Source organism: Nocardia brasiliensis IFM 10847 (assembly GCF_000710915.1).
GTDB classification, from domain to species: Bacteria; Actinomycetota; Actinomycetes; order Mycobacteriales; family Mycobacteriaceae; genus Nocardia; species Nocardia brasiliensis_A.
The window spans coordinates 41,357-66,710 of the sequence record NZ_BAUA01000161.1 but is presented as its reverse complement, the minus strand read 5'-3'; the positions used below and the strand labels follow the sequence as shown (position 1 = coordinate 66,710).

23 protein-coding genes are annotated in these 25,354 nt (G+C 68.9%); 9 read left to right on the top strand and 14 right to left on the bottom strand.

The window, feature by feature from the left end:
- Positions 1 to 3: 3 nt before the first annotated feature.
- Genes NBRGI_RS31445 through NBRGI_RS31430 form a run of 4 tightly spaced genes read right to left on the bottom strand, consistent with a single transcriptional unit; the run spans position 4 to position 5,234 of the window.
- Positions 4 to 1,263 (bottom strand): CHAT domain-containing protein, encoded by a 1,260-nt coding sequence (locus NBRGI_RS31445; RefSeq protein WP_029900814.1) that lies wholly within the window; start codon positions 1,261 to 1,263, stop codon positions 4 to 6.
- Positions 1,260 to 2,786: a tetratricopeptide repeat protein gene (locus NBRGI_RS31440; RefSeq protein ID WP_029900813.1), complete on the bottom strand. Its 1,527-nt coding sequence runs from the start codon at positions 2,784 to 2,786 to the stop codon at positions 1,260 to 1,262. The genes NBRGI_RS31445 and NBRGI_RS31440 overlap by 4 nt, the downstream gene beginning before the upstream one ends.
- A 1-nt stretch (position 2,787) precedes the next feature.
- Positions 2,788 to 3,921 (bottom strand): hypothetical protein, encoded by a 1,134-nt coding sequence (locus tag NBRGI_RS31435; protein ID WP_029900812.1) that lies wholly within the window; start codon positions 3,919 to 3,921, stop codon positions 2,788 to 2,790.
- Complete coding sequence (locus tag NBRGI_RS31430) at positions 3,921 to 5,234, bottom strand: hypothetical protein (RefSeq protein WP_029900811.1); 1,314 nt, start codon at positions 5,232 to 5,234, stop codon at positions 3,921 to 3,923. The genes NBRGI_RS31435 and NBRGI_RS31430 overlap by 1 nt, the downstream gene beginning before the upstream one ends.
- 176 nt (positions 5,235 to 5,410) lie before the next feature.
- Between NBRGI_RS31430 and NBRGI_RS31425 the strand changes: the two genes are divergently transcribed.
- The 3 genes from NBRGI_RS31425 (at position 5,411) to NBRGI_RS31415 (ending at position 9,060) form a co-directional block, all read left to right on the top strand.
- Complete coding sequence (locus NBRGI_RS31425; RefSeq protein WP_029900810.1) at positions 5,411 to 5,950, top strand: lipoprotein LpqH; 540 nt, start codon at positions 5,411 to 5,413, stop codon at positions 5,948 to 5,950.
- An 86-nt stretch (positions 5,951 to 6,036) separates the two neighbouring features.
- On the top strand, positions 6,037 to 6,840 hold the full coding sequence (locus tag NBRGI_RS31420; protein WP_029900865.1) for a hypothetical protein: 804 nt from the start codon (positions 6,037 to 6,039) through the stop codon (positions 6,838 to 6,840).
- Positions 6,841 to 6,993: 153 nt separating this feature from the next.
- Entirely contained in the window at positions 6,994 to 9,060 is a 2,067-nt protein-coding gene (locus NBRGI_RS31415) for a PhoX family protein (RefSeq protein ID WP_029900809.1), read from the top strand.
- A 75-nt stretch (positions 9,061 to 9,135) separates the two neighbouring features.
- Here NBRGI_RS31415 and NBRGI_RS31410 read toward each other — a convergent pair whose 3' ends face one another.
- Entirely contained in the window at positions 9,136 to 9,870 is a 735-nt protein-coding gene (locus tag NBRGI_RS31410; RefSeq protein WP_014989012.1) for a glycoside hydrolase family 25 protein, read from the bottom strand.
- Positions 9,871 to 9,964: 94 nt separating this feature from the next.
- Entirely contained in the window at positions 9,965 to 11,302 is a 1,338-nt protein-coding gene (gene ggh, locus NBRGI_RS31405; RefSeq protein WP_029900808.1) for a glucosylglycerate hydrolase, read from the bottom strand.
- 195 nt (positions 11,303 to 11,497) lie between these two features.
- Here ggh and NBRGI_RS31400 point away from each other — a divergent pair, with 195 nt between their 5' ends.
- The gene (locus NBRGI_RS31400) at positions 11,498 to 12,199 is read left to right on the top strand and encodes an SDR family oxidoreductase (protein ID WP_029900807.1); all 702 of its coding nucleotides are present in this window, start codon (positions 11,498 to 11,500) and stop codon (positions 12,197 to 12,199) included.
- Between the two features lie 126 nt (positions 12,200 to 12,325).
- On the opposite strand, the gene NBRGI_RS31395 is transcribed toward NBRGI_RS31400, so the two are convergent.
- From NBRGI_RS31395 to leuS, 3 genes are all read right to left on the bottom strand, one after another.
- Positions 12,326 to 12,544 carry a hypothetical protein gene (locus NBRGI_RS31395; protein ID WP_029900806.1) on the bottom strand — a complete coding sequence of 73 codons (219 nt, stop codon included), beginning with the start codon at positions 12,542 to 12,544 and terminating at the stop codon, positions 12,326 to 12,328.
- A gap of 28 nt (positions 12,545 to 12,572) precedes the next feature.
- The gene (locus tag NBRGI_RS31390) at positions 12,573 to 12,860 is read right to left on the bottom strand and encodes a hypothetical protein (RefSeq protein WP_029900805.1); all 288 of its coding nucleotides are present in this window, start codon (positions 12,858 to 12,860) and stop codon (positions 12,573 to 12,575) included.
- 152 nt (positions 12,861 to 13,012) lie between these two features.
- On the bottom strand, positions 13,013 to 15,859 hold the full coding sequence (gene leuS, locus NBRGI_RS31385; RefSeq protein ID WP_029900804.1) for a leucine--tRNA ligase: 2,847 nt from the start codon (positions 15,857 to 15,859) through the stop codon (positions 13,013 to 13,015).
- Between the two features lie 352 nt (positions 15,860 to 16,211).
- Between leuS and NBRGI_RS31380 the strand changes: the two genes are divergently transcribed.
- The 5 genes from NBRGI_RS31380 to NBRGI_RS31360 all read left to right on the top strand — a co-directional run bounded on the left by NBRGI_RS31380 (position 16,212) and on the right by NBRGI_RS31360 (position 20,023).
- Positions 16,212 to 16,619, top strand: coding sequence for an SdpI family protein (locus NBRGI_RS31380; RefSeq protein ID WP_029900803.1), 408 nt, complete (start codon positions 16,212 to 16,214; stop codon positions 16,617 to 16,619).
- A 149-nt stretch (positions 16,620 to 16,768) separates the two neighbouring features.
- Complete coding sequence (locus NBRGI_RS31375; RefSeq protein ID WP_051728175.1) at positions 16,769 to 17,680, top strand: TIGR04222 domain-containing membrane protein; 912 nt, start codon at positions 16,769 to 16,771, stop codon at positions 17,678 to 17,680.
- A gap of 15 nt (positions 17,681 to 17,695) precedes the next feature.
- The gene (locus NBRGI_RS31370; protein ID WP_029900801.1) at positions 17,696 to 18,574 is read left to right on the top strand and encodes a DUF692 domain-containing protein; all 879 of its coding nucleotides are present in this window, start codon (positions 17,696 to 17,698) and stop codon (positions 18,572 to 18,574) included.
- Positions 18,571 to 18,885 carry a hypothetical protein gene (locus NBRGI_RS31365; protein ID WP_029900800.1) on the top strand — a complete coding sequence of 105 codons (315 nt, stop codon included), beginning with the start codon at positions 18,571 to 18,573 and terminating at the stop codon, positions 18,883 to 18,885. Before NBRGI_RS31370 ends, NBRGI_RS31365 begins: the two co-directional genes overlap by 4 nt.
- Before the next feature lie 133 nt (positions 18,886 to 19,018).
- Positions 19,019 to 20,023 carry a bile acid:sodium symporter family protein gene (locus NBRGI_RS31360; RefSeq protein ID WP_029900799.1) on the top strand — a complete coding sequence of 335 codons (1,005 nt, stop codon included), beginning with the start codon at positions 19,019 to 19,021 and terminating at the stop codon, positions 20,021 to 20,023.
- On the opposite strand, the gene NBRGI_RS31355 is transcribed toward NBRGI_RS31360, so the two are convergent.
- From NBRGI_RS31355 to NBRGI_RS31335, 5 genes are all read right to left on the bottom strand, one after another.
- On the bottom strand, positions 20,020 to 21,054 hold the full coding sequence (locus tag NBRGI_RS31355) for an aminotransferase class I/II-fold pyridoxal phosphate-dependent enzyme (protein ID WP_036561657.1): 1,035 nt from the start codon (positions 21,052 to 21,054) through the stop codon (positions 20,020 to 20,022). The two genes, NBRGI_RS31360 and NBRGI_RS31355, sit on opposite strands and share 4 nt — an antisense overlap.
- Positions 21,051 to 22,073, bottom strand: coding sequence for a 3-oxoacyl-ACP synthase III family protein (locus NBRGI_RS31350; RefSeq protein ID WP_029900797.1), 1,023 nt, complete (start codon positions 22,071 to 22,073; stop codon positions 21,051 to 21,053). Before NBRGI_RS31350 ends, NBRGI_RS31355 begins: the two co-directional genes overlap by 4 nt.
- 7 nt (positions 22,074 to 22,080) lie before the next feature.
- Positions 22,081 to 22,773 (bottom strand): hypothetical protein, encoded by a 693-nt coding sequence (locus tag NBRGI_RS31345; RefSeq protein ID WP_051728174.1) that lies wholly within the window; start codon positions 22,771 to 22,773, stop codon positions 22,081 to 22,083.
- A complete protein-coding gene (locus tag NBRGI_RS31340) occupies positions 22,757 to 24,445 on the bottom strand; it encodes a thiamine pyrophosphate-binding protein (protein WP_051728173.1) in 1,689 nt (562 codons plus the stop codon). The genes NBRGI_RS31345 and NBRGI_RS31340 overlap by 17 nt, the downstream gene beginning before the upstream one ends.
- A 119-nt stretch (positions 24,446 to 24,564) precedes the next feature.
- A complete protein-coding gene (locus NBRGI_RS31335; protein ID WP_148311009.1) occupies positions 24,565 to 25,335 on the bottom strand; it encodes an MspA family porin in 771 nt (256 codons plus the stop codon).
- Positions 25,336 to 25,354 lie beyond the last annotated feature (19 nt).

Here is a 25,354-nt window from a genome sequence, read left to right as displayed (position 1 = left end):
GCCCTAAGCCCGCAGCGTGGCGAAGGCCGACCAGAGCAGCGGCGAGTGCTCGATCGCGCCGTCGCTGCGCCAGCGGTTCAATTGCGCGCGTTGCCATTCGGCGAGCGCGCTGACCGGGTCTTCTGCTTCGTGCGCGGCGTCTATCGCGCAGATCGCCTGCTGGAGCGGATGAGCGTCCGGCGGGGCGCCGGCGATCCGGTGGAAGGCGAGATCGGTGGGCAGCGGCCAGCGGCTCGCCGTCACCAGCTCGGCGCCGCCGTTGATCATGGCCGCGGTCAGGCCGAGCGCCTCGGTGAAACGCATGTCGCCGCCGCTCTCGCAGGCGATCAGGGCGACCCGGCTGGGGATCGGCCAAAGGTCTCGGCCGTTCTCGGGTTCCGCGCTCAGCGTGTGGGTGCCGAGCAGGAAGTCCTTGGCGGACAACGGCCGATGGGTGCGATCGGGCGCGGCGAAACCGAGTGTGCCCGCGGTGCAGGCCAGATGGAGTTGTGCGGCTTCGCTCTGGCCCGACTCGGGCGGCGCGGCGGTGACGTGGCCGACGTAGACCAGCCTGCTCGCGCCGGCGCGCAGGGTCGCGCTGAGCCAGGTGCGATCGAGGTCCGTGCGGCGGAAGATCTCGGTCGGCGCACCGACCGTGGGCAGCAGGCGCCCCTGCTCCGCGTAGGCGGCGATACGCCGGGTGAGCGGGGCGGCCTCGGGCATCCGGCCGAGCACCGAGCCCAAGATCGAGTCCGCGCGGAAGCCGGGAACGCGCGGATCGAGCACGGCGACAACGGGTCCGCGCCGTGTCCGAGCCCAACTGCGGGCGGTGCGGCCCGGCGCCTGCACGATACCGGCCGGAGCCAGCAGGCTGATGTCGGCGATATCGATCAGGCGCAGCTCGGGTGCCGGTGCGAGGAGCTCCCACGGCACCTGTGCCACTCGCGGCGACGGTTGCAGGCGGATATGCGGTCTGATGCCCTGCCGATACAGCTCGTACAACTGGGCGGCGAGTCCCTGTGGCAGCAGTGCGCGGGAAAGCGCCTGGGCGACTGCGTATTCGGTATCGAGTGCGGCGAACGGGCCGGTCGTCATGGCATGTTCCAGTCCACCCGGCTGTTGCGGGCGCGGGAGCGCGTCGGCCAGTCGCCGGATCGCGTCGAGCACCGCTTCGCCGGGCAGCATGGCCGCGCCGCGGGCGGCGGTGCCGTCGGGCCAGCGCCACGACATATATACGTCGCCCGCGTCCGCCATGCGCACCAGGACCGTCGGCTGTGGCGTCATACGGTGAGCACCTTGCTGTCTCGGATCGACCGGCCGTATCGCTGTTCGGCGGCGGCGATGTAGGGATCCAACGCGATCCGGCCCTCCGCCGCCAGCGCCAAACGCGGCGGCGGCGACACCGGGAGTCCTGCCTCGGCCGCCACCTCGGCGAGCGCGGCACCGAGCTGTAGTGCGTCTACGCCGGGATGCGCCGCCGACTCGGCGGGCAATTCGAACAATTCCAGCGGTAATCGCGCGGTGCCAGTGTCTTCGGCGCGGTCGACGTTCAAGGTGGTTCCCGCGCACTGGGTTTCGATCAAGTCCGCGAGCAGTAAGCCGTTGCCGGAAAGGTAGGCGAAGCGGAACGCCAAGCGCATGGCGGGGTCGGCGATCTGCCGATTCCACTGGTCTCGCTGATTGCCGTTGGGCAGGGTGTAGCGCACCGCGTCGATGGCCAGCGCCGCCGGGACGGCCACGTCGACGGCTCGGGCGAGCAGCTCTGCCGAGGGTGACTCCGTAGCGGCCACCGCTGCTTCCAGCAGCGTCGCGTACCAGTAGTCGAGTTGGGCGCAGTGCAGTCCGAGACCGCGTTCGGCGTAGGCGCTGAAGGCGTGCGCGAGCAGTGCCTCGCATTCTGCGACTCGACCGCTCTTGAAAGCCACGGTCGCCAACCGCATCCGCAGATCCGCGGCGTCCAGGACCGCGCCGGACTCGACGAAGCAGGCCAGACTGCGCTGGTAAAGGTCCTGTGCCTGGGCGAGATCCGCACGGCCCTCGGCGAGGAAGGCCAAGGTCTTGAGCCCGATACCCGCTCGGTAGCCCAGCCCCGCCTGTTCGAAATACTCCTGACTGGCCCGCAACGGCGGCTCGGCCTCGTCCAGGCGCTCCAGCCGGACCAGCATGGTGGCGAGATTCTGCTGGGTTTCGGCGACGGCATTGCGGTCGCCGACGGCATCGAACGCGGCGAGAGCTTGGCGGGCGAAATCGATGGCCAGCTCGCGCCGCCCGGTCTCGAAATACGTGGCGGCCAGGTTCATCAGCGGATGTCCAGCCAGCTGGGGCGCGAACCGTTGTGCCGCGTCCAGTGATTCGCGTGCCAGCTCCGCGGCGTAGGCCCAGTGCTGCCGGTGCAGCGCGACGGCGGTCAGCGACAGCAAACAGGCGACCCGGAGCACGCCTTGATCAGGATCGGTGCTCGCCGCCAGCAGCGTGCGCGCCTGCTCCAAAGCCTCCTGCGCGGCATCGAGTTCGCCGAGGTGCTGTAGTGCCTGCGACATATTGACCAGCGCGTTCGGCCGCAACCGCGGAGCGTCCCGCGGCATGGCCGCCAACGCCTCCCGATAAAGCCGCAACGCCGTCGCATGCTCCCCGAGCTCGTCCGCCATACTCGCCGCGTTGACGATCGCCCCGATCCGCACATCCCCGGTCGTGGTCCGCGCGGCATCCTCGAAGATGCGCAGCGCCCCGGCCGTATCACCGCGGGTGTACGCCTGCGCCCCGGCCGCCAGCAGCGCACGCCCGTCGTCCGGTGTCGTCTCGGCCATGTCAGAAGTCCGAATCCGAAGCGGCGGCTGCGGTTTCGGCGGCCAGGGGGGCGGCGTCCGGGTCGGTCGCGCGCAGCAGGCGCGCTGCGGCGAAATCCCTGATGCGGCGGCGCATCTCCGCATCGCCCGACCCGCCGCTCGGCTCACTTCCACCTTGCCCGGCGTTGCTCGAGGCGGTCCCGCCGGACTCGCTGCCGCTTGGTCCGGGGTTACCCTGTGCAGCGCCGCTCGATCCACTGTCCGACTCGGCACCGCCCCAGCCATAGTCGACATCGCCTACGCCCGGTACTGAAACCACCACGCGCACAGCAGGATCCGCGGTATCGGGCGCGGCGACCTCGGCGGTCCACTGGTCACCGTGCAGTGCCAAGGCTGTTTCGACGGTTCCTGTGGAAGTGTGGATCGCCGCGTGGGGGTGCAGGTGTTCGGGGACTTCGGCGGGCAGGCCGGGGGCGGCGACGGCGCGCACCGAGACGGTGGTGCGGCCGCCCTCGCGCCGGACTTCCCAGGAGATCGCGCGTTCGGAGGCGTCGAGCAGGCCGGGTGGGCAGCAGCGCCAATCCCAGCCGGTGCTGCCTCGGGCGAGGACCAGTGCGCCGCTCGGCGCGGCGGCGGGTCCGGCGGCCAACGCGTAATCCTCGGCGCGCCCGACGTACACCGGCAGGTCCACCTCCTCGACCGCCTGATCGGCTCCGTCGACGAGCATCTCGCATTCGGCGCTGAGCACGGCGATCTCGTCGAACAGGAGCCGCTCGTCCAGCGGAGCGATCCCGTCGAGCACGGACGCGGGCCACCAGCGGACCGCCCAGTGCGCGTAGCCGAGCCGCCACGCACTCAGCACCAGTTCCGGTAATTCGGGGGCGGCGGGCAGTTCGACGTCGGCACCCGCTTCGACGGCGAGCGCGATCTGTTCGCCGAACACCGCCCACAACCACTCCTGCGCGAGGTCGGCGCGATCGAGCACCGCGGCGGGCAGCGGTCCGCCGTCGAGCAGACGCCACGTCAGATGCCCGCCCAGCACCTCGAGCACGGTCACGTCCAGTCGCGCCGCCGCGTCGAGGACGGTCGGCGCGCCGGCGGGGGCGACCACTACGAGCCCGTCGCCGGTCCGGTGGATGCGCACCGCATCGTTCATCAGCTCGCCCTCGATTCGGTCGAATCCGGCTCGGCCGCCATGACACTCAACGCCTGTTTGACCCTGGTGCGGTGATCGAGAATGACCGAGCGAGCGACACCGTCGAGCAGATCCCACAGTTCGTCCGGGTCATAGACCGCGAACTCGCGGACATCTCGGCCGTGCAGCCGAACCCACAGCCGGCGCAGGTAGGGCCGCCACGGTGTGGACAAATCCGCGGCGATGGCGGCGAGCGGTCCGGTGGGCTGCGGCGTGGCGGCGCTACGGATCACCAGCCGCCGAGCTTGCAGCACATACGCTTCCCGTCGCCATCGGCTGTTGATCACGCGGTGCGCCGCGGCTTCCGGACCGCGGGCTCCCTGCCCGCCGATCGGCGCGAGACCGTGTGCCAGCGTGACACCGATGGTCGCCGCCACCCGCAGTGATTCGTCCAGAAACGCCCAAGGTGAACAACTTCGGGCGATCTCGGTGCGCACCAGCTCGGGAATCGGCGGTAGATCGGCGCGTTCGGTCGAGGCTTGTAGCGCGGTGAACACGCGCTCGTAAACGGTGCGGTCGAACGGCAAACCGAGAGTGGCCGTCGAGGCCGAGACGCCGACCTCGGGCGGCCGCGGTACGGCATGCATCGTGAGCCCGAGTTCGCCCGCGGAACAGTCGGATTCGTCCTGCCACAGCCGGATCCCGGCGTGCGTGCCCGCGTGTGCGGCGACGAGCCGGTCCAGCGTTTCCTGACCGTTGTCCCGGTGCTGCCCCTGCCGCGCGGCGGCGCACGCATCGAGCAGCCCGACGATCGCGGCCGTGTGGTCGCCGCCCGCGGGACCGGTCAACGGTCTGCGCCGCCAAGCGATTTCGATCAATCCGGCGAGTTCGGTCGTGCGTTGCGCGACGTACTCCTTCAGGGCCTGGGTGGTCCGGCCTGCCGCGAGATCGTGCACATCGCGCAGTGTCGCCTCGGCGACCGCGCGGTCGCGCACCGGGTCCGGCGGGCCCGTCGTCGTCGCCAGTTCGAAGCAGCGCTGAAAGTACAGGTCCTGCGGATTCCCCTCGGTGATCCGCAAGGCTCGGCGCACCTGCTTGAGCAGCGTGAACCAGGCCGCGGTAGCGCGCAGCACATCCGCCGCGGCGTGCACCCGGGTGGCGAGCAGCACCGCACCGTCGGCGCTGAGGATCGGCCCGGCGCAGAGCGGATGCTGCACAGGGCGGATCACCAGCGGATCGAGCACGAGTTTCACCGTGCGGCGCAACGGCCCGCCGTGCGGACCGCTGAGCGGTTCCACTCCGTCGAGCTTGCGCCACACCTCGTCGAGCACCATGGCGCGCGGTCGTCGCATTCGACCAGGTTAACGGACATTTGTCGGATTCGGACCGGCGCAAACCTGGGATCGGTAGGGCGCGAACCGTTCCTACCTTTCTCGTATCGGCCCAGCCACACCGGGCCGGCCGAACTCCAGGAAGGCACCGAGCCCTCCACAGACAGTCAGGAAGCATCATGAACACCAAGTCCGTCACCGCCGTCCTCGTCACCGCCGCCGCCGCTACCGCGCTGTTCGTCACCGGATGCAGCGACGACGCGAGCAGCAGCCCGGCCAAGTCCTCGGCCGCCGCCACGCCGTCCGCGCAGGGCAACCCGGCGCCGGCGGGCAAGTCGACCGCCTCGGTCGACGGCAAGGCCCTCACCGCGACGTTCACCACCACCTGTGCGAAGCAGGCGGGCACGCTGGCACTCGCGCTGACCGACACCGCCAACGCCACCTACGGCAACCTGTCGGTGAGTGCCACCATCACCGGCACCGACACGGTCCAGGCGGTGGGGTTCGCGGGCACCAAGGGCGGCGAGTCGGGCCAGCCCTATGCGATCGGCTTCGGCAACGGCATGCCGGGCGGCTCGGCCACCCTCACCAAGGACGGCAACACCTACAAGATCTCCGGCGAGGGCGTCGGCGCCCCCGACCTGACCAACCCGCTGGCCGGCCCGAAGACCTCGAAATTCGACGTCACGTTCGCCTGCTCGGACATCGTCGGCGGCTGATCGCCCACGGCGCCAACCCTTTCCGCCCCACCCCGTCGTCGCGGCCACGACCCCGACGACGGGGTGGGCTCGAATCCAGAAGGAGCATCATGAAATACCTGCGCTGGGGCGCCGTCGCGGTCGGGGCGCTCGCCATCGGCTACTACGTCTTGCACGGCCTCACCTACGCCCGCACCGATGTCTACGAACCGGCCGGAATGGGTTGGCTCGGTTGGCAGATGGTGCTGCCCATCCTCGCGCTCACCCTCGTCCCGACCGTATTCGCGTTCACCGGCGAGGGCATCGCCGCGGCGTTCACCGGCCGTAACAGTGCGGCGTTCCGCAACGGTCTGCTGGGCCTCGGCACCATCAGGTCGGTCGGTCAGACGGGTATGACCGTCAACGATCAACCGCAGGTGCGGATCGAGTTCGCCGTCGAGGGCGCCGATGGGAAGAACTTCGTGGCAACCGCGAAAATGATTGTGCCGCTGACGGAATTGGCTCTGCTGCAACCTGGGGTGGTGCTGCCGGTGCGTTACCTGCCGGACCGCACCGACAAGGTCGAGGTGGATCTTTCCGGTGATACCGCCCAGGCGCAGCAGGCGATGAACGAGTCGATGATCCGCAAGGGCATCACCACGCGGCACAAGCTCGACATCGCCGAGCGGGGGATCGCGACCCAGGCGGTGGTGCGGTCGCTCTCGGTGACCGGCGAGATCCGCGACGGCCATTCGAAGATCGCCCTCGGGCTGGTCGTGACCAGGCCCGACGGGTCGACCTTCAGCACGCTGGTGGAGAAGTTTTTGGCCCCGAGCAGTGTCGGCCAGGTGCAGGTCGGTCGCATCCTGCGGGTGCACTATCTGCCGGAGGCCGAGCACGAGGTCGTCATCGCGCTCGCCGTCAATGCCTGAACCCCGGCGAATGCCGCGCTGCTCCGCATCATGCGCAGGGCGCGGCATTTGTTCGTGCCGAGCGGTAGCTGGGCAAACTGAGGGTTACCTAATTGGTCCGCTGTTCACCTTTTGTCCGTTTCTGGATTGTCCGGATCGTTTAGCGTGCCGTTCGTGAAGTTGCAGCCCCTCGCCTTGTTCGTGAAACACGACGGCCAGTCCTCGCGTGCCGCGGTCACGTGTGAATACAAATGCGCGAACGCTTGTTTCCACGAGGTCCCCAACACCTCGGCGGGCGCCTACTTCGGTGACATCGTCAGCTCGCTGAACCGGCGCGGCCTGATCAAGGGCGGCGCGGCGGCCGTGCTCGCCGTCGGCGCCGGCAGTGTGCTCGCGGCCTGCGGTGACGATGTCGAGCAGCCGGGGTCGGCCGGCCCGTCGCCCAGCGGCCCGCCCGGGACCGGCACCGACTTCGCCGCGGTCGCGCCGAACAAGGAAGACGCGCTGGTGATCCCGGAGGGCTACGAGCAGGGCGTCGTGATCCGCTGGGGCGATCCGCTTTTCGCGGACGCGCCCGCGTTCGATTTCGACAAGCAGACGGCGGCCGCGCAGGCCAGGCAATTCGGCTACAACAACGATTTCGCCGCGCTGTTGCCGATCGAGGGGCAGGCGAATGCCTTCCTGCTCGTGGTGAATCACGAATACACCACCGGTCCGCACATGTTCCGCGGCTACAACAAGGACGCACCGACCGATGAGCAGATCGCGATCACTCAGGCTGCGCACGGCCTGACCGTGGTCGAGGTGCGCGGCGAAGCGGGCACGGGCAAGCTGACGCCCGCCTTCGGCAAGTACAACCGCCGGATCACCGCGACCACCGAGTTCAAGCTCACCGGCCCGGCCGCGGGCAGTGATCTGGTCAAGACCTCTGCCGATCCGACCGGCACCAAGGTGCTCGGCACCTTCGCCAACTGCGCGGGCGGTGTGACCCCTTGGGGCACAGTCCTTTCCGGCGAAGAGAACTTCAACGGCTACTTCGCCAACGGCGACAAGCTCAGCGAGGCCACCGCGGCCGCCCGCGCCAAGCGGTACGGGTTCGCCGCGGGTAAGACGCCCAACCAGTGGGAGCGCGCCGACAAGCGGTTCGACCTGGCCCAGGAACCCAACGAGGCCAACCGATTCGGCTACGTGGTGGAGGTGGATCCGTGGGATCCCACCTCGACGCCGATCAAGCACACCGCGATGGGCCGGCTCAAGCACGAGGGCGCCACCATCTACGTCACCGCGAAGGGCGAGGTCGTCTCCTACACCGGCGACGACGAAAAGTTCGACTACATGTACAAATTCGTGTCGTCGCGGAAAGTGGAATCGGGTGCGGGCGCATCGAGCATGCGGCACAACCTGACCATCCTGGACGCGGGCACGCTCTATGTCGCCAAGCTCACCGGCGACCATCCGGACAAGGTCGACGGCAGCGGTGCGCAGCCCTCCGACAAGGGTTTCACCGGTACCGGCCAATGGATTCCACTGCTGGAGACCGGCGCGGACGGCAAGGGCAAGTCGCTGGTCGACGGCATGAGCGCGGCAGAGGTCGCGGTGTTCACCCGGCTGGCCGCGGACAAGGTCGGCGCCACCAAGATGGACCGTCCCGAGGACTTCGAGGCCAACCCGTACACCGGCAAGGTCTATGTCGCATTGACCAACAACGACAATCGCGGGGCCGCCGGCAAACAGGGCCCGGACGAGGCGAATCCGCGCAACCTGAACAAGAACGGTCAGATCCTGGAGATCGACGACGAGCACGCGGGCACGAAGTTCACCTGGTCGCTGCTGCTGGTCTGCGGTGACCCGAACGCCGCGGACACCTACTTCGCCGGGTACGACAAGTCGAAGGTCAGCCCGATCTCCTGCCCGGACAATCTGGCCTTCGACCCGTACGGCAACCTGTGGATCTCCACCGACGGCAACGCGCTGAAGTCGAACGACGGCCTGTTCTCCGTCGTGCTCGACGGCGCGAATCGCGGTGCCACCAAACAGTTCCTGACGGTGCCGCGGGGCGCGGAGACCTGCGGCCCGGTGGTCACCGAGTCGCGCGTGCTGGTGTGCGTGCAGCATCCCGGCGAGTCCGACGACGCCACCCCCGAGAACCCGCTGTCGCATTGGCCCGATGGCGGCACCGCGCAACCGCGTCCTTCGGTCGCCGCGGTGTGGAAGAAGAACGGCGGCCGGATCGGCGCCTAGCGGTCCGGTGCACCGCCCTGCGAAACCGCCACTGTTTCCCTGCAGGAGTGGCGGTTTCGTGGTTTCCGGGTGGCACTACATATTGGCGAAGCGGGCGAAATCCCCCTGTGCGCCGCTGTAGCGGTTCAGGTCGGTGTTGCCCGCGATGCCGTCGATCCGGCCGCTGTCGGTGGTCTGCCAGAAGGTCCAGTGCGGCCAGCCGCCGGGCACCTCGGGATCGTCGTTGTCCCGGTAATCGGCGATCCACAGCGGATACCGGGTGAACTCGTTGGTATCGGCCATCGCCGTCCGCCAGAAGTGTGGATAGGTGTAGACGATCGGGACGCGCCCGGTGAGGGCCTGCACCGTGTTGAGATACCGCCGCGTCCAATCGATCAGCGCGGCGGGCGGCAGTCCGCCGGTGGTCTCCAGATCGAGCACCGGCGGCAGGTCCAGCGCGCCGTTCTGCCCGAGCACCACGGTCGCGTACAGCGCGGCCTGCGGCTCGGGCGGCAGGTTCGGCCGGGCGTAGTGGTAGGTCCCGCGCGCCACCCCGGCCGCCCGCATCAGCAGGCTGTCCGGGACGAAGTACGGGTTGATGTAGCTCAGGCCCTCGGTGGCCTTCACCATGGCGAAGTCGTGGCCGGAACGCTTGACCGCGAACCAGTCGATCAGCCGCCCGTCGATGTGCTGCCAGGACGAGACGTCCGGCCCGGTCGGCGTGGCCACCGCGGTGCCGGGCAGGGTTGCGGTGAGGATGCCGGTGAGCGCGAGCAGGGTCAGTGCCGAACCGCGGCGACGGATGGTCGAGCTCCAACGAGGGATGTCCATGGCGTTCGACGATAGCTATTTGATCTTCCTGTGACCAGTGTTGCGTAAGAGGCAGTTGCGGAACATTTACCCAACGATGGGCGAACCGGGTGGTTCAGCCCAGCCAATCCAGCACCGACGCGGCGGTCCACGACTGCTGCATGCTGCCGAGCGGTTCGCCGGTGAACGGTTCGTAGTATTCGGCGAAGCTGCCGTCGCTGGCCTGGCGCAGGCCCTCGGCCCGCAGCATGAACGAGCGTTCGGCCCAGCCGCGCCGGGCGAACACCCAGGAGAACAGCCAGCTCATCACCGGCCACACCGGCCCGCGCCAATATTCGCGGGACCGGAACTCCCGCGACACCGGCGAGGTCGAGGGCGGCAACGCGTAGCGCAGATCGGGATGCCCGCAGAAGCGCGGACCCTCGAATGTGCGCAGCAGCGTCCGCTCGGTATCGCGGGCCAGCCCGCCGCACAGCAGCGGCGCGAACATCGCCAACGTCTCGGTGCTGATCCAGCGCTGCAGGCGTACGTCGAAATCCCGGGCCGCGCCGGAGCGCGGATCCGTCGTCGCGACGACGCCCGCCCGGAAACGGTCGGCCCACGTGTACAGCTCGCGGACGTCGGCGTGCGGCTGCTTGTACTCCTCGCCGATATTCGCGAGCACCTCGCACGCCAGCGCGAAGATCCCGGTGACGAACACGTCCTCCACGGCGAAACTCATCGTCGAGGAGAGCTGGTAATCGTCGTAACCCGCCCGCCGCATCTGCTCGACCAGCCAGAGATAGCGGTCGTACTCGCGATCGCTCGGGCGCTGGGTGGGATCGGCGACCACCGCGGTGTCCTCGCGCCGGTAGGGCGGCAGGTCTCCGGGAACCACGTTGGCGTAGGCCCGATCCCAGCGCGGTGAATTGTCCATGCCGGATTCCCAGCCGTGATACAGCGTGATCCGGCCGGTTTCCTTGGGGTCGCGGGCGTGCGCCAGCCAGCGATGCCAGCGCACCAGGTCGGGCCAGCGCCGGTGCAGGAAGTCCTCCGCGACCGCGCGGGTGCTGCGGCCGTGCCTGCGCGAGTGATCGAGGATGCGCTGCACCGCGATGGCGTGCACCGGCGGCTGGGTGATCCCGGAGGTGTCCGGCCCGTCGGGCGCGTTCGCGGCCAGCCTGCGGCACTCCCACCGCGCGGGACCCGGAAAATAGCCGTCGACACCGTTGGCGAACACGATGTGCGGGATCATGCCGTTCTTCCACTGCGCCGAGAGCAGCGTGTCGAGCTCGATCACGGCCCGTTCCACGCTCAGCGGCGCCAGGCCGACCGCGACGAACGCGGCGTCCCAGCTCCACATGTGCGGATACAGCCGCGGCGCCGCGCTGGTCATCGTGCCCAGGTCGTTGCCGCGCAGCAGGTACGCGGCGCGGGCCGCGAGCTGCGTGGGCGTGAATCCCGGGTGTGCCATCCCCCTATTCTGCGGTGCCACCCGCAAGTACGCCCGTTCTGTGATGTCCGACTCGGCCTCGTCCCACCTGGGGGCGGGGGGCTCGTGCGCGGCGGTTGTCACTCTCGAATGCCCCGTCCGTATTTCACTGCTCGAGATGGTCGATCGATATATGCATGCATCGCTCTGTTTTCCTGGGCTATTACGGTGGGGCGCATGACCAATGCCGTGACCAGCTCCCCGAAGCCGACCGCGCTGATCACCGGTGCGAGCCGTGGGCTCGGCGCCGCCATCGCCCGAGAGCTCGCGCCGACCCACGACCTGCTGCTCGGCGCCCGATCGGCCGACGCGCTGCGCCCGGTGCTCGACGAACTGCCCGGCGCGACCGCGTGGCCGGTCGAACTGACCGACTACCCGGCGGTGGCCGCGGCGACCGCGCAGATACCGCGCCTGGATGTGTTGGTGCACAACGCCGGTGTCGCGGATCTGAACAGCATCGCCGAGTCCACCGTAGAGCAGTGGCGACATACGTTGGAAGCCAACGTGATCGCCGTCGCCGAGCTGACCCGTCTGCTGCTGCCCGCGCTGCGGGCCGCGAACGGCCATGTGGTGCTGATCAATTCGGGCGCGGGCCTGCGCGCCAACGCGGGCTGGGCCTCTTACGCCGCGAGTAAGTTCGCGTTGCGCGCCTTCGGCGATGCCCTGCGGCTGGAGGAGCCGGCCTTGCGCGTCACGGCCATCCACCCCGGCCGGATCGACACCGATATGCAGCGCGAGATCATCGCCCACGAGGGCCGCGACTATCAGCCGGAACAGTTCCTGCGCGCGCAAACCGTGGCCGGCGCGGTCCGCACCGCCGTCGAAACCCCGCGCGACGCCCACCCCACCGAAATCGTGCTTCGCCCGATGCCCAGCTAGCACCGGAGAAAACTGCGGCCCCTTCCTGTTCCGTCTGCCGGAAAAGGAAGGGGCCGAACCGGTTCGCTCGCGCACCGGTCACCAATGCGGTCGGGCCGGGCCACAGTGGTGGCCCGGCCCGTTCGATCAGTCGTCGTCGCCGATCCTGGTGTAGTAGACCGTGACCGACGGCCAGTCACCTTCGGCGGTGACCTCGTTGTGCAGCACCAGATCTTGCACACTGACCTGGCCGAGCTCCTCGAGCGTCGCGGCGATCGTGCGCAACAGCGCGGGCACGTCCCCCTGCTCGGGCCCTCGCGGGTTCGCCTGCGAGAAATGCAACGCGCTGTACTCGGTCTTCGACATGCGGGTTCCTCCCCTTCGTGACGGGACGTTACTTACGTCCGCGCTTCTGCTTGTTGCGGTCGCCTTCGTACTTCTCGGCCTGCTTGATCTTCTGCATGGCGCGGTTGTACGCCTGCTTGTCGTACGGCTTGCCCGCGTTCTTGTTGTCGATCGCCGCTTGCTCCTCGGCCGACAGCTGGGCGCCCTTCGGCGCGGCCTGCAGCACCACACTGCTCACCGGCTCGGCGGCGGCGGGCTGTGCCACCGCCACCGAGCCGATCGAGAGCGCGGCCAGTGCTGCGAACGCGGCAACCGTCGACTTCACGGAGTAGTGCATGTGTCCCCACCTTCTTGGTCATCCGACGCAGCGTGCTGCTGCGTCTATGCGTCGCAATGTCTTTCATTGTTTCGCTAGTGAATTGGATGTGCCGGAGGTGGTTTCGGTTCCAGATGTTTCAGGTGTGCTACATCACAGCAACTCGGATGGGGTCAGGCGACGATGTTGATCAGGCGGCCGGGGACGACGATCAGTTTGCGGGGGGCCGCGCCGTTGAGGAGCGCCGCGATCTTTTCGTCGGTGAGGGCGGCGGCTTCGATCGCGGCGTTGTCGGCGTCGGCGGGGACTTGGATGCGGCTGCGGACCTTGCCGTTCACCTGGATGGGGTATTCGACGGACTCCTGCACCAGCAGTGCGGGATCCGCCACCGGGAACGGGCCGTGTGCCAGGGACTCGCTGTGCCCCAGGCGTTCCCACATCTCCTCGGCGATATGCGGGGACAGCGGCGCCAGCATCAGCACCAGCGCCTCCACCACGGCGCGCGGCGCGCCGTCGGGATAGGTCTTGGTGAGGTGGTTCGTCAGCTCGATCAGCTTGGCGCCCGCGGTGTTGTCGCGCAGCGCGGCGTAGTCCTCGTCGACACCGGCGATGGTCTTGTGCAGCAGGCGCAGTGTTTCCGGCGTGGGATCCAGCTCGGCGACGCGCACCGCGCCGGTCTCCTCGTCCACCACCAGTCGCCATACCCGCTGCAGGAACCGGTGCGCGCCCACGACGTCCTTGGTCGCCCACGGCCGCGAGCTGTCCAGCGGGCCCATCGACATCTCGTAGAAGCGGAAGGTGTCCGCGCCGTAGAGGTCGTACATCTCGTCCGGCGAGACCGCGTTCTTCAGTGACTTGCCGATCTTGCCGTACTCCTGGAACACCTCGATCTCGGTGCCGCCCGGTTCGGTCCAGAAGAACTTGCCGTCCCGCTCGACGATTTCGGCCGCGGGCACGTACGCGCCGCGGGCATCGGTGTAGGCGTAGGCCTGGATGTAGCCCTGGTTGAACAGCTTTCGGTACGGTTCCCGGCCGCTGACATCACCCAGATCGAACAGCACCTTCTGCCAGAACCGCGCGTACAGCAGATGCAGCACCGCGTGCTCCATGCCGCCGATGTACAGATCGACGCCGCCCGGGTCGTCCGGGCCGTGCTCGGCCGGGCGCGGGCCGAGCCAGTACTGCTCGTTCTCCTTGGCGCAGAACGCCTCCGAGTTGGTCGGGTCGGCGTAGCGCAGCTGATACCACGAGCTGCCCGCCCAGTTCGGCATGACGTTGGTGTCGCGCCGGTACATCTTCGGGCCGTCGCCCAGGTCCAGCTCGACGTTGACCCACTCGGTGGCCTTGGCCAGCGGCGGTGACGGCTCGGAGTCGGCGTCGTCCGGATCGAAGGTGACCGGCGCGAAATCGTCCAGCTCCGGAAGCTCTACGGGCAGCATCGATTCCGGCAGCGCGTGCGGCCTGCCGTCCTCGTCGAAGACGATCGGGAAGGGCTCGCCCCAGTAACGCTGCCGGGCGAACAGCCAGTCGCGCAGCTTGTACTGGATGGTGCCGGTGCCGTGCCCCTCGGTCTCCAGCCGGGCGATGATGGTCGCCTTGGCCTCCTCGACGGACAGTCCGTCGAGATAGCCGGAGTTCACCAGCTCGCCGTCGCCGGAGTACGCGGCCTCGGCGAGGTCGCCGCCGGTGATGACCTCCACGATCGGCAGGCCGAGCACGGTGGCGAATTCCCAGTCGCGCTGATCGTGGCCGGGCACCGCCATGATCGCGCCGGTGCCGTAGCCGCTCAGCACGTAGTCGGCGACGAAGACCGGCACGGCCTGGCCGTTGGCCGGGTTCACGGCATGGACGCCGAGGAAGACGCCGGTCTTCTCCTTGTTCTCCTGACGCTCCAGATCCGATTTGGCCACGATCGACTTGCGGTACGCCGCAACGGCATCCGCGGGATTCGCGGCGCCGCCGTTGGTCCAGCGGGGATCGGTGCCGTCCGGCCACGCGGCCGCGGTCAGCTTGTCCACCAGTTCGTGTTCCGGCGCGAGCACCACGTAGGTCGCGCCGAACAGCGTGTCGGGACGAGTGGTGAACACCTCGATCTGCTCGCCCGCGACGTCGAACTTCACCTGGGCGCCGCGCGAACGGCCGATCCAGTTGCGCTGCATCGCCTTCACCTGATCCGACCAGTCCAGGTGGTCCAGGTCGTCGATCAGCCGGTCGGCGTAGGCGGTGATCCGCATCATCCACTGCCACAGGCGCTTACGGAACACCGGGAAGTTGCCGCGCTCGCTGCGGCCGTCGGCGGTGACCTCCTCGTTGGACAGCACCGTGCCGAGGCCGGGGCACCAGTTGACCATCGAATCGGTCAGGTACACCAGGCGATACGAGTCCAGCAGTGCGCCGCGCTCGGCGGCCGAGAGCGCGTCCCATGTCTTGCCGTCCGGGACCGGCCGTGCGCCACTGGCGAATTGAGCTTCGAGCTCGGTGATCGGGCGCGCGCGATCGAGTTCCTGGTCGTACCAGGAGTTGTAGATGCGCAGGAAGATCCACTGGGTCCAGCGGTAGTACGCCGGATCGGTGGTCGCGAACGAGCGCCTGCTGTCGTGGCCGAGCCCGAGCCTGCTCAGCTGGCGCTGCATGTTGGCGATGTTCGACTCCGTGGTCACCCGCGGGTGCGCGCCGGTCTGCACCGCGTACTGCTCGGCCGGCAGGCCGAAGGCGTCGAAGCCGAGCGCGTGCAGCACGTTGCGGCCGTGCATCCGGTGATACCGCGCGAACGTGTCGGTGGCGATGTAGCCGAGCGGATGCCCGACGTGCAGGCCCGCCCCCGACGGGTACGGGAACATATCCTGGATGAACAGCTTGTCCGCCGGAGTGTCGCCCGCCAGCGGCCCGACCGGGTTCGGCGCATGGAAGGTCCCGCGGTCGGCCCACGCCCGCTGCCAACGCGCTTCGATACGGGCGGCAAGCGCGGCGTTGTACCGATGCTCGGGTACATCGCTATCGGTCGCACGAGTGTCCTGCACGGTCCTGCCTTCTTGTGATCGCCGATCCCCGACAAACTTCGTCTATCAGGGTAGAACGTGCACACCGCAGTACTGAAAATCGGGCTGCGCTGACTCCGGTCGCGCGCCCGTGCCGATCTCTGTTCCGGGGTTACCCACCCGTCGGTATGCGGCTGCGGCACACCGGTTTCGCGGTACTGCGGAGTTGGCGTTCTCCGCTCAGCGGACCCAACAGTGCGTTTGGTTGCTAGGTCCGCGAGCTGTCCCGGCGCAGTGTGGAAAGCGCTTGTCCGCAGTGGTGACGCGCCGGGTGCTGCAGGGTTGCACGGGAGCTGTCGGCGGTCCGCCGACACCGATGCGATAGCCTGCATGGGTGTTCGTCGTCGCTCTCGTCTTGTTCGTGCTCGGCCTCGTCGCCCTCGCGACCGGAGCGCTCGGGCTGACCGGCCGGCTGCCGCGCAACCGCTTCGTCGGGGTGCACACCGAGGCCGCCCTCTCCGATGACGAGACCTTCCGCGTCGCGAATCGCATCGCCGCCCCCACCTCGCTGGCCGCGGGCGCGCTGCTGCTGGCCGGTGGCCTCGTCGTACTCGCCGCGGGTGGTTTCGCGGCGCTGTTCGTCGCCGTCGGTGTCGCCGTCGTCGCGCTGTTCACCCTGGGTGCGGGCGCCAACGCGGCCGCGGCCAGGGCCGCGGCGATCGCCCCGCCCGCCGAGGTCGGCGGTTGCGGTAGCGCGTGCGGCGCCTGCTCGCTGCGCGACGCCTGCCAACCCGCGACCTGAGCCCCGTTTCGGCCGGACGAACCATTCCACCGGCCCGCGCGTAACCCTATTCGCCCAGGTTTCGATCCGATCACCTCGCCGAATCCGGTTGGCACCGGTGTGGGGCGGTCCCATACTGGGGAAACTACTGGCACGACTCCGGGGTGGATATGGGTACGTTCGACCGGAGCGCGGGCTCCGATCTCGTCGTCGCGGCAGGCGATACGTGGGGCATCTCCGGATCCGATTTCTTGGCGATCTATCTGCCGTTCGCGCTGCTCGCGGTGGCGCTCGGAATATGGATGCGGCTACGGGTGACGCGCGCCGCGCCGGACCCGGGCGCCGCGCACCCCGGCGCCGAACTGTCCGCGCCCGAGGTCGGGCTGCTGTTCGACGACCGGCGCGCGGTGCTCACCGCGCTGGCCCGGCTGCGCAGCGCCGAACTCATCGATTCCGGTGCCGCGCCGACCCGGCCGCTGGAGCAGGCGGACGAATTCCGGTTGGACCCGTTCACGCTGGCGGTGCACCGGCAGATCGTCGCCGGGACCAAGCCGACGGTGGCGGCGCTCACCGTCGCGTTGTCCGGCACCCTCGCCGCACTGCGCGATTCCATGGTGCGGCGCGGCTACTTCCCGGACGCGGACTTCAAGCGGCGGATCTGGGACGCGGGCCTGCCGACGCTGGTCGTCATGACGGTCGGTGTGGTGCGGCTCATCGCGGGCATGCTCAACAACAACCCGGTCGCTTTCCTCGTCCTCACCCTGCTGGCGCAGTTCCTCTGCTACTGGTTCCTGGTGGGCAAGCCGCGGCTGACCCCGCTCGGCAAACGGGCTCGTACCGACGCGAGGACCAGCAGTCAGCATCTGCGGCCGTCCAACTCGCCCGCCTACTCGACCTACGGGGTGGAAAGCGCCGCGATCGCGGCGGCGATCTTCGGCGGGGCCGCGCTGTTGTCGCTGGATCCCGGGCTGGCCGGTGCGGTCGAACCGCCGAGTTCGTCCGGTGGTGACAGCGGCGGGAGCGGTGGCGGCGGTTGCAGTGGTGGCGGCGGCTGCGGTGGGGGTGGCGGCTGTGGTGGGTGACGGTCCGGCCGCCCGATGAACGGACTGTTGCCGCCGGCCGCGCTCGGCATCGGCTGGCGGCCCGAGATCTGCGGCGTCATCGCCGAACTGGACGGGCTCGGTTTCGTCGAGGTGATCGCGGAGTCGCTGCCGATGCGGCGGCGGTCTCGGCTGCGCGGGGGGCTGACGGCAGTGCCGCCCGCCGAGCTGACCGCACTGATCGATCGCGGCGTCGCCGTTGTGCCGCATGGTATTTCGCTGTCACTGGGCGGGGCGGAGCCGGTCGATGAGCAGCGGATCGCGCACCTGGCCGCCGGTGCGGCGGCGCTGGACGCTGCGTTGGTGAGCGAGCACATCGCCTTCGTGCGCGCGGGCGGAGTCGAGGCGGGGCATCTGCTGCCGGTGCCGCGGTCGGCCGCGGCGTTGGCTGTGCTCGAACGCAACATCACCCGGACCCGAGCTGGGCTCGGGGTGCCGCTGGCCGTGGAAAACATTGCCGCGCTGTTCGATTGGCCCGACGACGAGTACACCGAATCGGAATTCCTCACCGAGCTGGTCGAGCGGACCGGGGTGTATCTGCTGCTCGATATCGCGAATGTCTATGCCAATGCCCGCAATCGGGGCCGCGATCCGCTCGGCGAACTACTGCGCCTGCCCGCCGACCGGGTGGCCTACTGTCACGTCGCAGGCGGTCACGAGGCCGGTGGCCGCTATCACGACACGCATGCCGACCCCGTTCCGGCTGAAGTGCTCACCCTCGTAGCGGAATTCACCGCCCGGCAGCCGGTGCCCCTGATGCTCGAGCGCGACGGCAACTACCCGCCCGCCGCCGAACTCCTGGACGAACTCGACGCGATCGCCGCCGCGGCGCACCGCCCGTCGATCACCGGCCGGGCCCGGGCGGTGCGCGCGTGAGCGCCGAGTTGGCCGAGCAGCAAGCGGCTCTGGTCCGCGCCCTGGTGGCGGGTGCTTCGGTGCCCGCGGGATTCGACCGCGCGGATGTCGCGGCCGCCGCGCACGCCCTGCTCCGCAAACGCGCGGACGAGGTAGCCCGCCGCTTCCCGACGCTGGCCCAAGCCTGCGGCCCCGACTACCGCGAGCGGTTCCGCGCCTGGGCCGACGGCAGACCGAAGACCAGCACCGTGGCCGATGCCACCGCGTTCGCGGCGTATCTGGGTCTACCGGCGCCTTCCGGCACCGCCGCGAAGAGATGGCCGCGCCGCTGATCCCGACGCACTCGCGACTTCGATCAGCACGAACGTTCGGCTTCGTCCGGACTGATATCGCAATTCATGGGATGTGAGAAAGTACGCACGGCGTGGGCGCGCTCGGGGCTCGGTTACGGCGTTAGCCTGGGCTGTGCGATTCCTCAGCAAGTTCTATATCGACGGATTCATCCTGTCGATCCTCGCTTCTGTCGCCCTGGCCAGCGTTTTCCCGGCCAGAGGTACCGCGGCGGACGTGGTCGACGTGCTGACGAAGATTGCCATCGCATTGCTCTTCCTGCTGTACGGCACGCGCCTGTCGCCGAAGGAGGCGCTGGCCGGCCTCACGCACTGGCGGTTGCATCTGGTGGTGCTCGCCTGCACCTTCGTCGCCTTCCCGTTGCTCGGCCTGGCGGCCCGGGTGCTGGTGCCGAGCGTGCTGACCGACGACCTGTACACCGGCCTGCTGTTCCTCTGCCTGGTCCCGTCCACCGTGCAGTCGTCCATCGCGTTCACCTCGATCGCGAAAGGCAATGTGCCGGGCGCGATCGTGAGCGCGACGACCTCGAACCTGCTCGGTGTGTTCATCACCCCGCTGCTGGTGATCCTGTTGATGAACACCACCGGCCATGCCAGCGTGGATTTCTCCTCGATCGGCGACATCGTGCTGCAGCTGCTGGTCCCGTTCGCGATCGGGCAGCTGATCCGGCCGAAGGTGATCGGCTGGCTCAGCCGCTACGCCGAGCCGACGAAGCTGGTGGACCGCGGCTCCATCCTGCTCGTCGTCTACGCCGCGTTCAGCGCGGGCATGGTGGAGGGCATCTGGCACATGCTCTCGCCGTGGCGGATTCTCGCGCTGGCCGGTGTGTGCTGTGTGCTGCTCGCGCTCATCATCGCCTTGACCATGCTGGTCGGCCGTTTCGCCGGCTTCTCCCGGGCCGACCGCATCGTGATCGTGTTCTGCGGCTCCAAGAAGAGCCTGGCGACCGGATTGCCCATGGCGACGGTGCTTTTCGCGAGTCAGCCGGTGGGCCTGATCGTGCTGCCCTTGATGATGTTCCATCAGATCCAGCTGATCACCTGTGCCGCGCTGTCGCAGCGCTGGGCCAAGCAGGCCGACGACCCGGGGGAAGCCAGCGAATTGAAACCGGCCGCTTAACGCAGTCCCGCCAGCGCGTGCAGCACGGCCCGATCGGCGTCGGGGTCGCCGACCGAGATGCGCGCACTCCCATCGGGATACGCCTTCGCCGCGATACCGGCCCGCCGCAGCGCGGTGGCCACACCGGGACCGGGCAGGAACAGGAAGTTGGCCTGGCTGCGCGGCACCGCGATACCGCAGTCCCGCAACGCGTTGCGCAGTTCTTCGCGCGCGGTGGTGATACGCAGGGTGCGCGCGGCGAGTTCCGGTGCCGCGGCATAGGACGCGCAGACCGCCGCTTGCGCCGTCGAACTCATCCCGAACGGCAGTTGCAGCCTGCGCACCCGGGCTGCCAGTTCGGGCCTGCCGAACGCGTAGCCGATGCGCAGCCCGGCCAAACCGTACGCTTTCGAGAAGGTACGCAGCACAAGCAGATTCGCATGCCTGCTCAGCAGGGTGCGCGGGTCGACATGGTCGGCGGCGTCGAGGAATTCGACATAGGCCTCGTCCAGGATCACCGGCACCCGCGCGGGCACCGCGCGCAGGAACGCAGCCAGCTCTGCGGCCGGCACCACGGTGCCGGTCGGGTTGTGCGGACGGCACACCACCACCAGCCCGGTACGCCTGTCGACGGCCTTGGCCAGCGCCCACAGGTCCTGATCGCCACCGGCGTCCAACGGCACCGGCACCGGGTCGAGCCCGGCCATCTCCGCCATGATCGGGTAGCCGTCGAAAGTCGGTGACCCGTAGACCATTCCGGCGCCCGGCGCGGTGAGCGATTGAATGATCTGCCACGCGACCCCGGTCGCGCCCGCGCCGACCACGAGCTGATCCGCGCGGACACCGAGGTGCCGGGCGATCAGCCGAGGCAACCGGTCGGGCAGGAACTCGGGATACCGATTCGCCTGCGCCAGCGTGCCGTGCACCGCGCGCAGCACGGAAGGCAATGGTGGGAACGGGTTCTCGCTCAGCGTCAGATCGAACCGCGGCGGCGTAGCGGCGCCGCGCCGCTGTCGTGACGGCGTGGTCTCCGCGGCGAGCCGGACATTCATCTGGCCGCGCCCCACCGGACGGCCGCGGCGGCCGCGAAATCACCCGCGTGCGCGAAGGCCGACAGCAGGACCACCGAGCCGTTACGCAGCCGGCCCGCCTGGTTCTCCACATCCAGGGTCACCGGAATGCCCGCGGCGAAGAGGTTTCCACACCGGTCGAAGGTGTCCGGGTGCCGTTCGGCGGGCAGTTCCAGCGCGTCGTGCCAGTTCCGCAGGAACAGGCGGTTGGGTTGATTGGTGACGAAGGTGTCGATGTCGCGGCCCTTCACCCCGATCCGATCGCACACGGCCAGCGCCACTTCCGGCACCAGCCGGTTACCGCGCGCGAACACCTTGGTGATCTTCGATTCGGTGAAGCTCACGCAGCCCTGCCCCTCGCCGGGCTCCCAGTACTTGCGGTCGCCGTTGGTGGAGAACTCCATGTCCCCGGCGAATTCGGGGTAGGTGCGGCATTCGATGTCCAGGATCGGCGCGCTGTCGTCCTTCACCAGCAGGCCGACGCCGCACCCGTCGCCGGGCACCGGCGCCTGGGCCAGCTTGCGGATCTCGGACTGAGTGAAGACCGGTCCGGCGCAGTTCTGGGTGGCCGCGATCAGCGCGGTGCGTGCGTCGGTGGTCTGCAACACCATCTGCGCCATCGACATCATGTGCACGAAGGCCGCGCAGCCGCCGTTGTGCACGTCGTAGACGAAGCCGGGGCGGGCGCCGAGCCGCCGGGCGACCTCGGGCCCGCACCCCATGACCGGATTGGTCGGCAGCTGGGTGTGCGTGATCAGCACGTCGATCTGCGAGAGGAATTGTGCCCCATGCCGTTCGATCAGCGGGGCGACCGCGCGCTCGACCATGTCCACCGCGGTCTCGTCGCGATCCACGTGGTGGCGGGCCGTGGGGGACCGGAACATCACGTTCTTCGCCATCCGGTCCGAACGGGAGAACTGGGTGAAATATTCGGTGCCCACCGGTTCGCCGGGCAGATACCCGGCGACGTCGACGAGGCTGACCGTGGGAAAGGAATTCATACCGGGCTCAGTTCATCCAGTCGGGCTTGACCGGCAGGCCGTTGGCCGCTCGGTACTCGCAGATCGCTTTGAGGTTGTCCATTTCCAGCTGGTGGCCCGCGGAGAACATCTCCCAGAAGTCACCGACCCACACCGGCCGCTGCGGCGGCGCGGTCTCGGGATAGGGATTCTCGTCGTAGAAGGGGTGTTTGCAATTGACCCACAGCACAACAGATCCAGGCTTGTCGAGCACCGTCTGGGCATCGATCACGCGCAGCAGGTAGATCATCCACAGGTGCCGGGACTGGTCCCAGGCGCAGTGGTAGTCCACGGTCATCGCCTCGGGATGCGCCACGGTGCGCGTGTAGATCCGGGTCTCGTCGCCGAGCCGGTCGTAGGCCAGCCACAGGCCGGGCTCGCCGGTTTCGACGAAGCCGCGCAGGCTGTAGGTCCACTCCTCCAAAGACCTGGTGTCCGCGAGGTATTCGTAGACCTCGCGCGGTGGTGCGGCGATATACGCCTGCACCGGGCAGTACTCGCCGAAGATCTGGTCGTGCGGATAGACCGACCGCAGCATGTCCATGATGATCGGGGTGGTGGCGTCCTTGTCGGAGTTCTCGATGCGCAGCACACCCGGGACGAGCGCCGCCGGGATATCGCTGAGGGCGGGCAGCGCGCCGGTCGGCCGGACACTACGGGAATCGCTACGCGATGCGGTCATTACTACTCCTGGAGTGTTCGATGGTCGTGAGGAACGGGAGGAACGGCGGGACCTCGTCGGGATCGACGTCGATCGAAAGGAACGACGGCCCAGCGGTTTCCAGGCAGGCGTGCAGTGCCGCGGGGAGTTCACCGGGCGCGCGCACCGACACGGCGGGTAGCGCCGGAAACATGGCGCCGACGCCGTCGCCGAGTTGCGCGGGCCGGAATCTGTTGTAGCTGTACCGATCCCGGTAGTACAGCTGCTCCCTGGTCACGCACATGGCGTGCGCGTTGTTGTTGAGCACGATGAAGGTGATCGGCAGCGCGTGCTCGATCGCGGTGTGCACCTCCATGCCGTGCATGAAGAACGCGCCGTCGCCCGCGATCACCACGGTGCGCCGGCCGCCGCCGCGCCGGGCGAACGCGGAACCGATGGCGGCGCCGAACGCGTAGCCCATGCCGCCCATCCCGAGCGCCACGGCGAACCGGCCGCCGCGCGGCACCCGCAGTTGATGCACCACCGCCGCGCCGGTATTGCCCGCGTCGGCGAAGACGTCGGTGCCCGCGGGCAGTGCCGTCTCGATGGTTTCGACCAGTTCGCGATAGCGCAGCCCGGGGCCGGTCGCGGTGGGCACATGCAGTGGTGTGAGCGCGGAGGCCGCGCGCGGCTCGGAAGGTGCTGCGGTGTTGGCGAATTCGTCGGCGAGCTCACTCAGTGTGCGCGCCAGGTCGGTGCTCGTCGCGTGGGTCGCGGGCAGGTATGGCGCGACGAGGCCGAGGCTCGCCACGGCACAGCCGGTCAGCGCGTCGTCCAGTCCGGTGCGCGCTGTGATCGGCATGGGGGTGCCGATGATCAGGCACAATGCCGAGGTCCGCAGCGCGGCGGCGAGTTCGGGATGGCCCATGCTGCCCGCGACCCCACAGAAACCGGGGTCGGTGTTGTCGAAGGTGTCTTTGGCATCGGGCGCGACCCCGACGGCGGCGTCCAGCACCGCGGCCAGGCGGGCCAGCTCGTCGCGGGCATCGTCTCTGGCCACCTGGTCACCGGCGATGAGCACGATCTTGCCGGTCCGGCGCGCCGCCCGCAGTGCGGTGACCACGCGCGCGAGCCCCGCTCGATCACACCGATATGTCTTGGCGGGCAACCGGAACGGAGGCAGCTGACCGAGGTCGGCCTGCTGCACGTCTTTGGGCAGCAACAGCACCGCGGGCCCGCCGCGGCGGGCCGCGCCGAGCGCCCTGGACACCTGCTCGGGCAGGTCGGCGGCCGCCTCGACGCGGGCGCAGTACCGGGTGATCGCACCGAACACGCGGGCGGCGTCGATGGTGCCCGCCCGTCCGCTGGTGTCCTGGAAGGCACCGTGGCCCGCCGACGCGGTCGGCGGCTGACCAACCAGCGCGAGCACCGGAACCCGGGAAGCGAACGATTCGGCTAGGCCCGCAACGAGATTCATGGCACCGCCACCGGAGGTCGCGGCTACGACGCCGAAGCCGCCGGTGGAGCGGGCATAGCCGTCGGCCATGGTCGCCGCGCCGAATTCATGTTTGGCGACCACCGCGGTGAGGTCGTGCGCCGTGTCGAAGACGGCATCGTAGAGGTCCTCGATGTTCGCGCCGTCCACCCCGAAGATGTGCCGCACGCCCAGGTCCGCGACCACTCGGACCAGATAATCCACGACCCGCGTCTGCATCGGCACTCCTCCCCGCGGGGCCGTGTGCCGGGCTCCGCGAGATCACTTCCTGCGTACAGAGGTGATACGGGTGAGCCCGGCAGCTGGTTCAACGGTGAACCAGTACGTGCCCGCGGGGATCAGAGCGAGATCGGGTCGCTGTACACCGCGTCGCTGGCCTGGCCTGCGCCGGTGACCAGAGTGAATTTCACGAAGGTCCGGATGGTGACCGGACCGAGGGCACCGGTGACGGTGAGATGGGTGTTGGACAGATCCGCGTAGGCGAACGGCTGGGTCAGCGTGAATTTGGCCAGCGACACCTCGGTGATGCCGCCGTGCCCGACCTGGAAGGACACCTGCTGCGACGGCAGGATGGTGGCCTGAGCGCCCAGTTCGGCGCCGAGTTTGGCCCCGAGCGGGAATTCGATCTGCGCGCCGGGGGTCGGCGCGATGTTGATCTGCGGGGTCACCCCGGCCGAGAGCTCGGGGCGTACCGCACCCGAGACCGAAACCGAGGGCGAGTTCAGGGTGACGGTGATGCCGTTCGGTGCGAACGACATCGGATAGCCGACCTCGTAACCCACCTCCATCACCGCGCTGGCGACGTGCGCGTCGGGCGGTCCGTCGATCTGCCCGATGCCGATGCCGGACAGGAACGCCTCGCGGCTGAACGGGCTGCCGTCCAGCGGCGGGATGACCCGCGCGTTGGTGTTCGCCTCCGTGGTCATCATGGCGAAGCCGTCGAGCGTAGGTTTCACCTCTTGGTGGCCGATGCGGATGTTCAGCGTCGCCGGGTCGACGAACTGGGCCGACGCGGGCGCCGCCGTGTTCAGCAGCAGCGACGAGACGAGGAGGCCGACCGCGAGCGCCACCGGCGCCGGTAGCTTCCGCAGGTTCTTCAGAGAGATCACCACAGCACCTTTTCGCTTC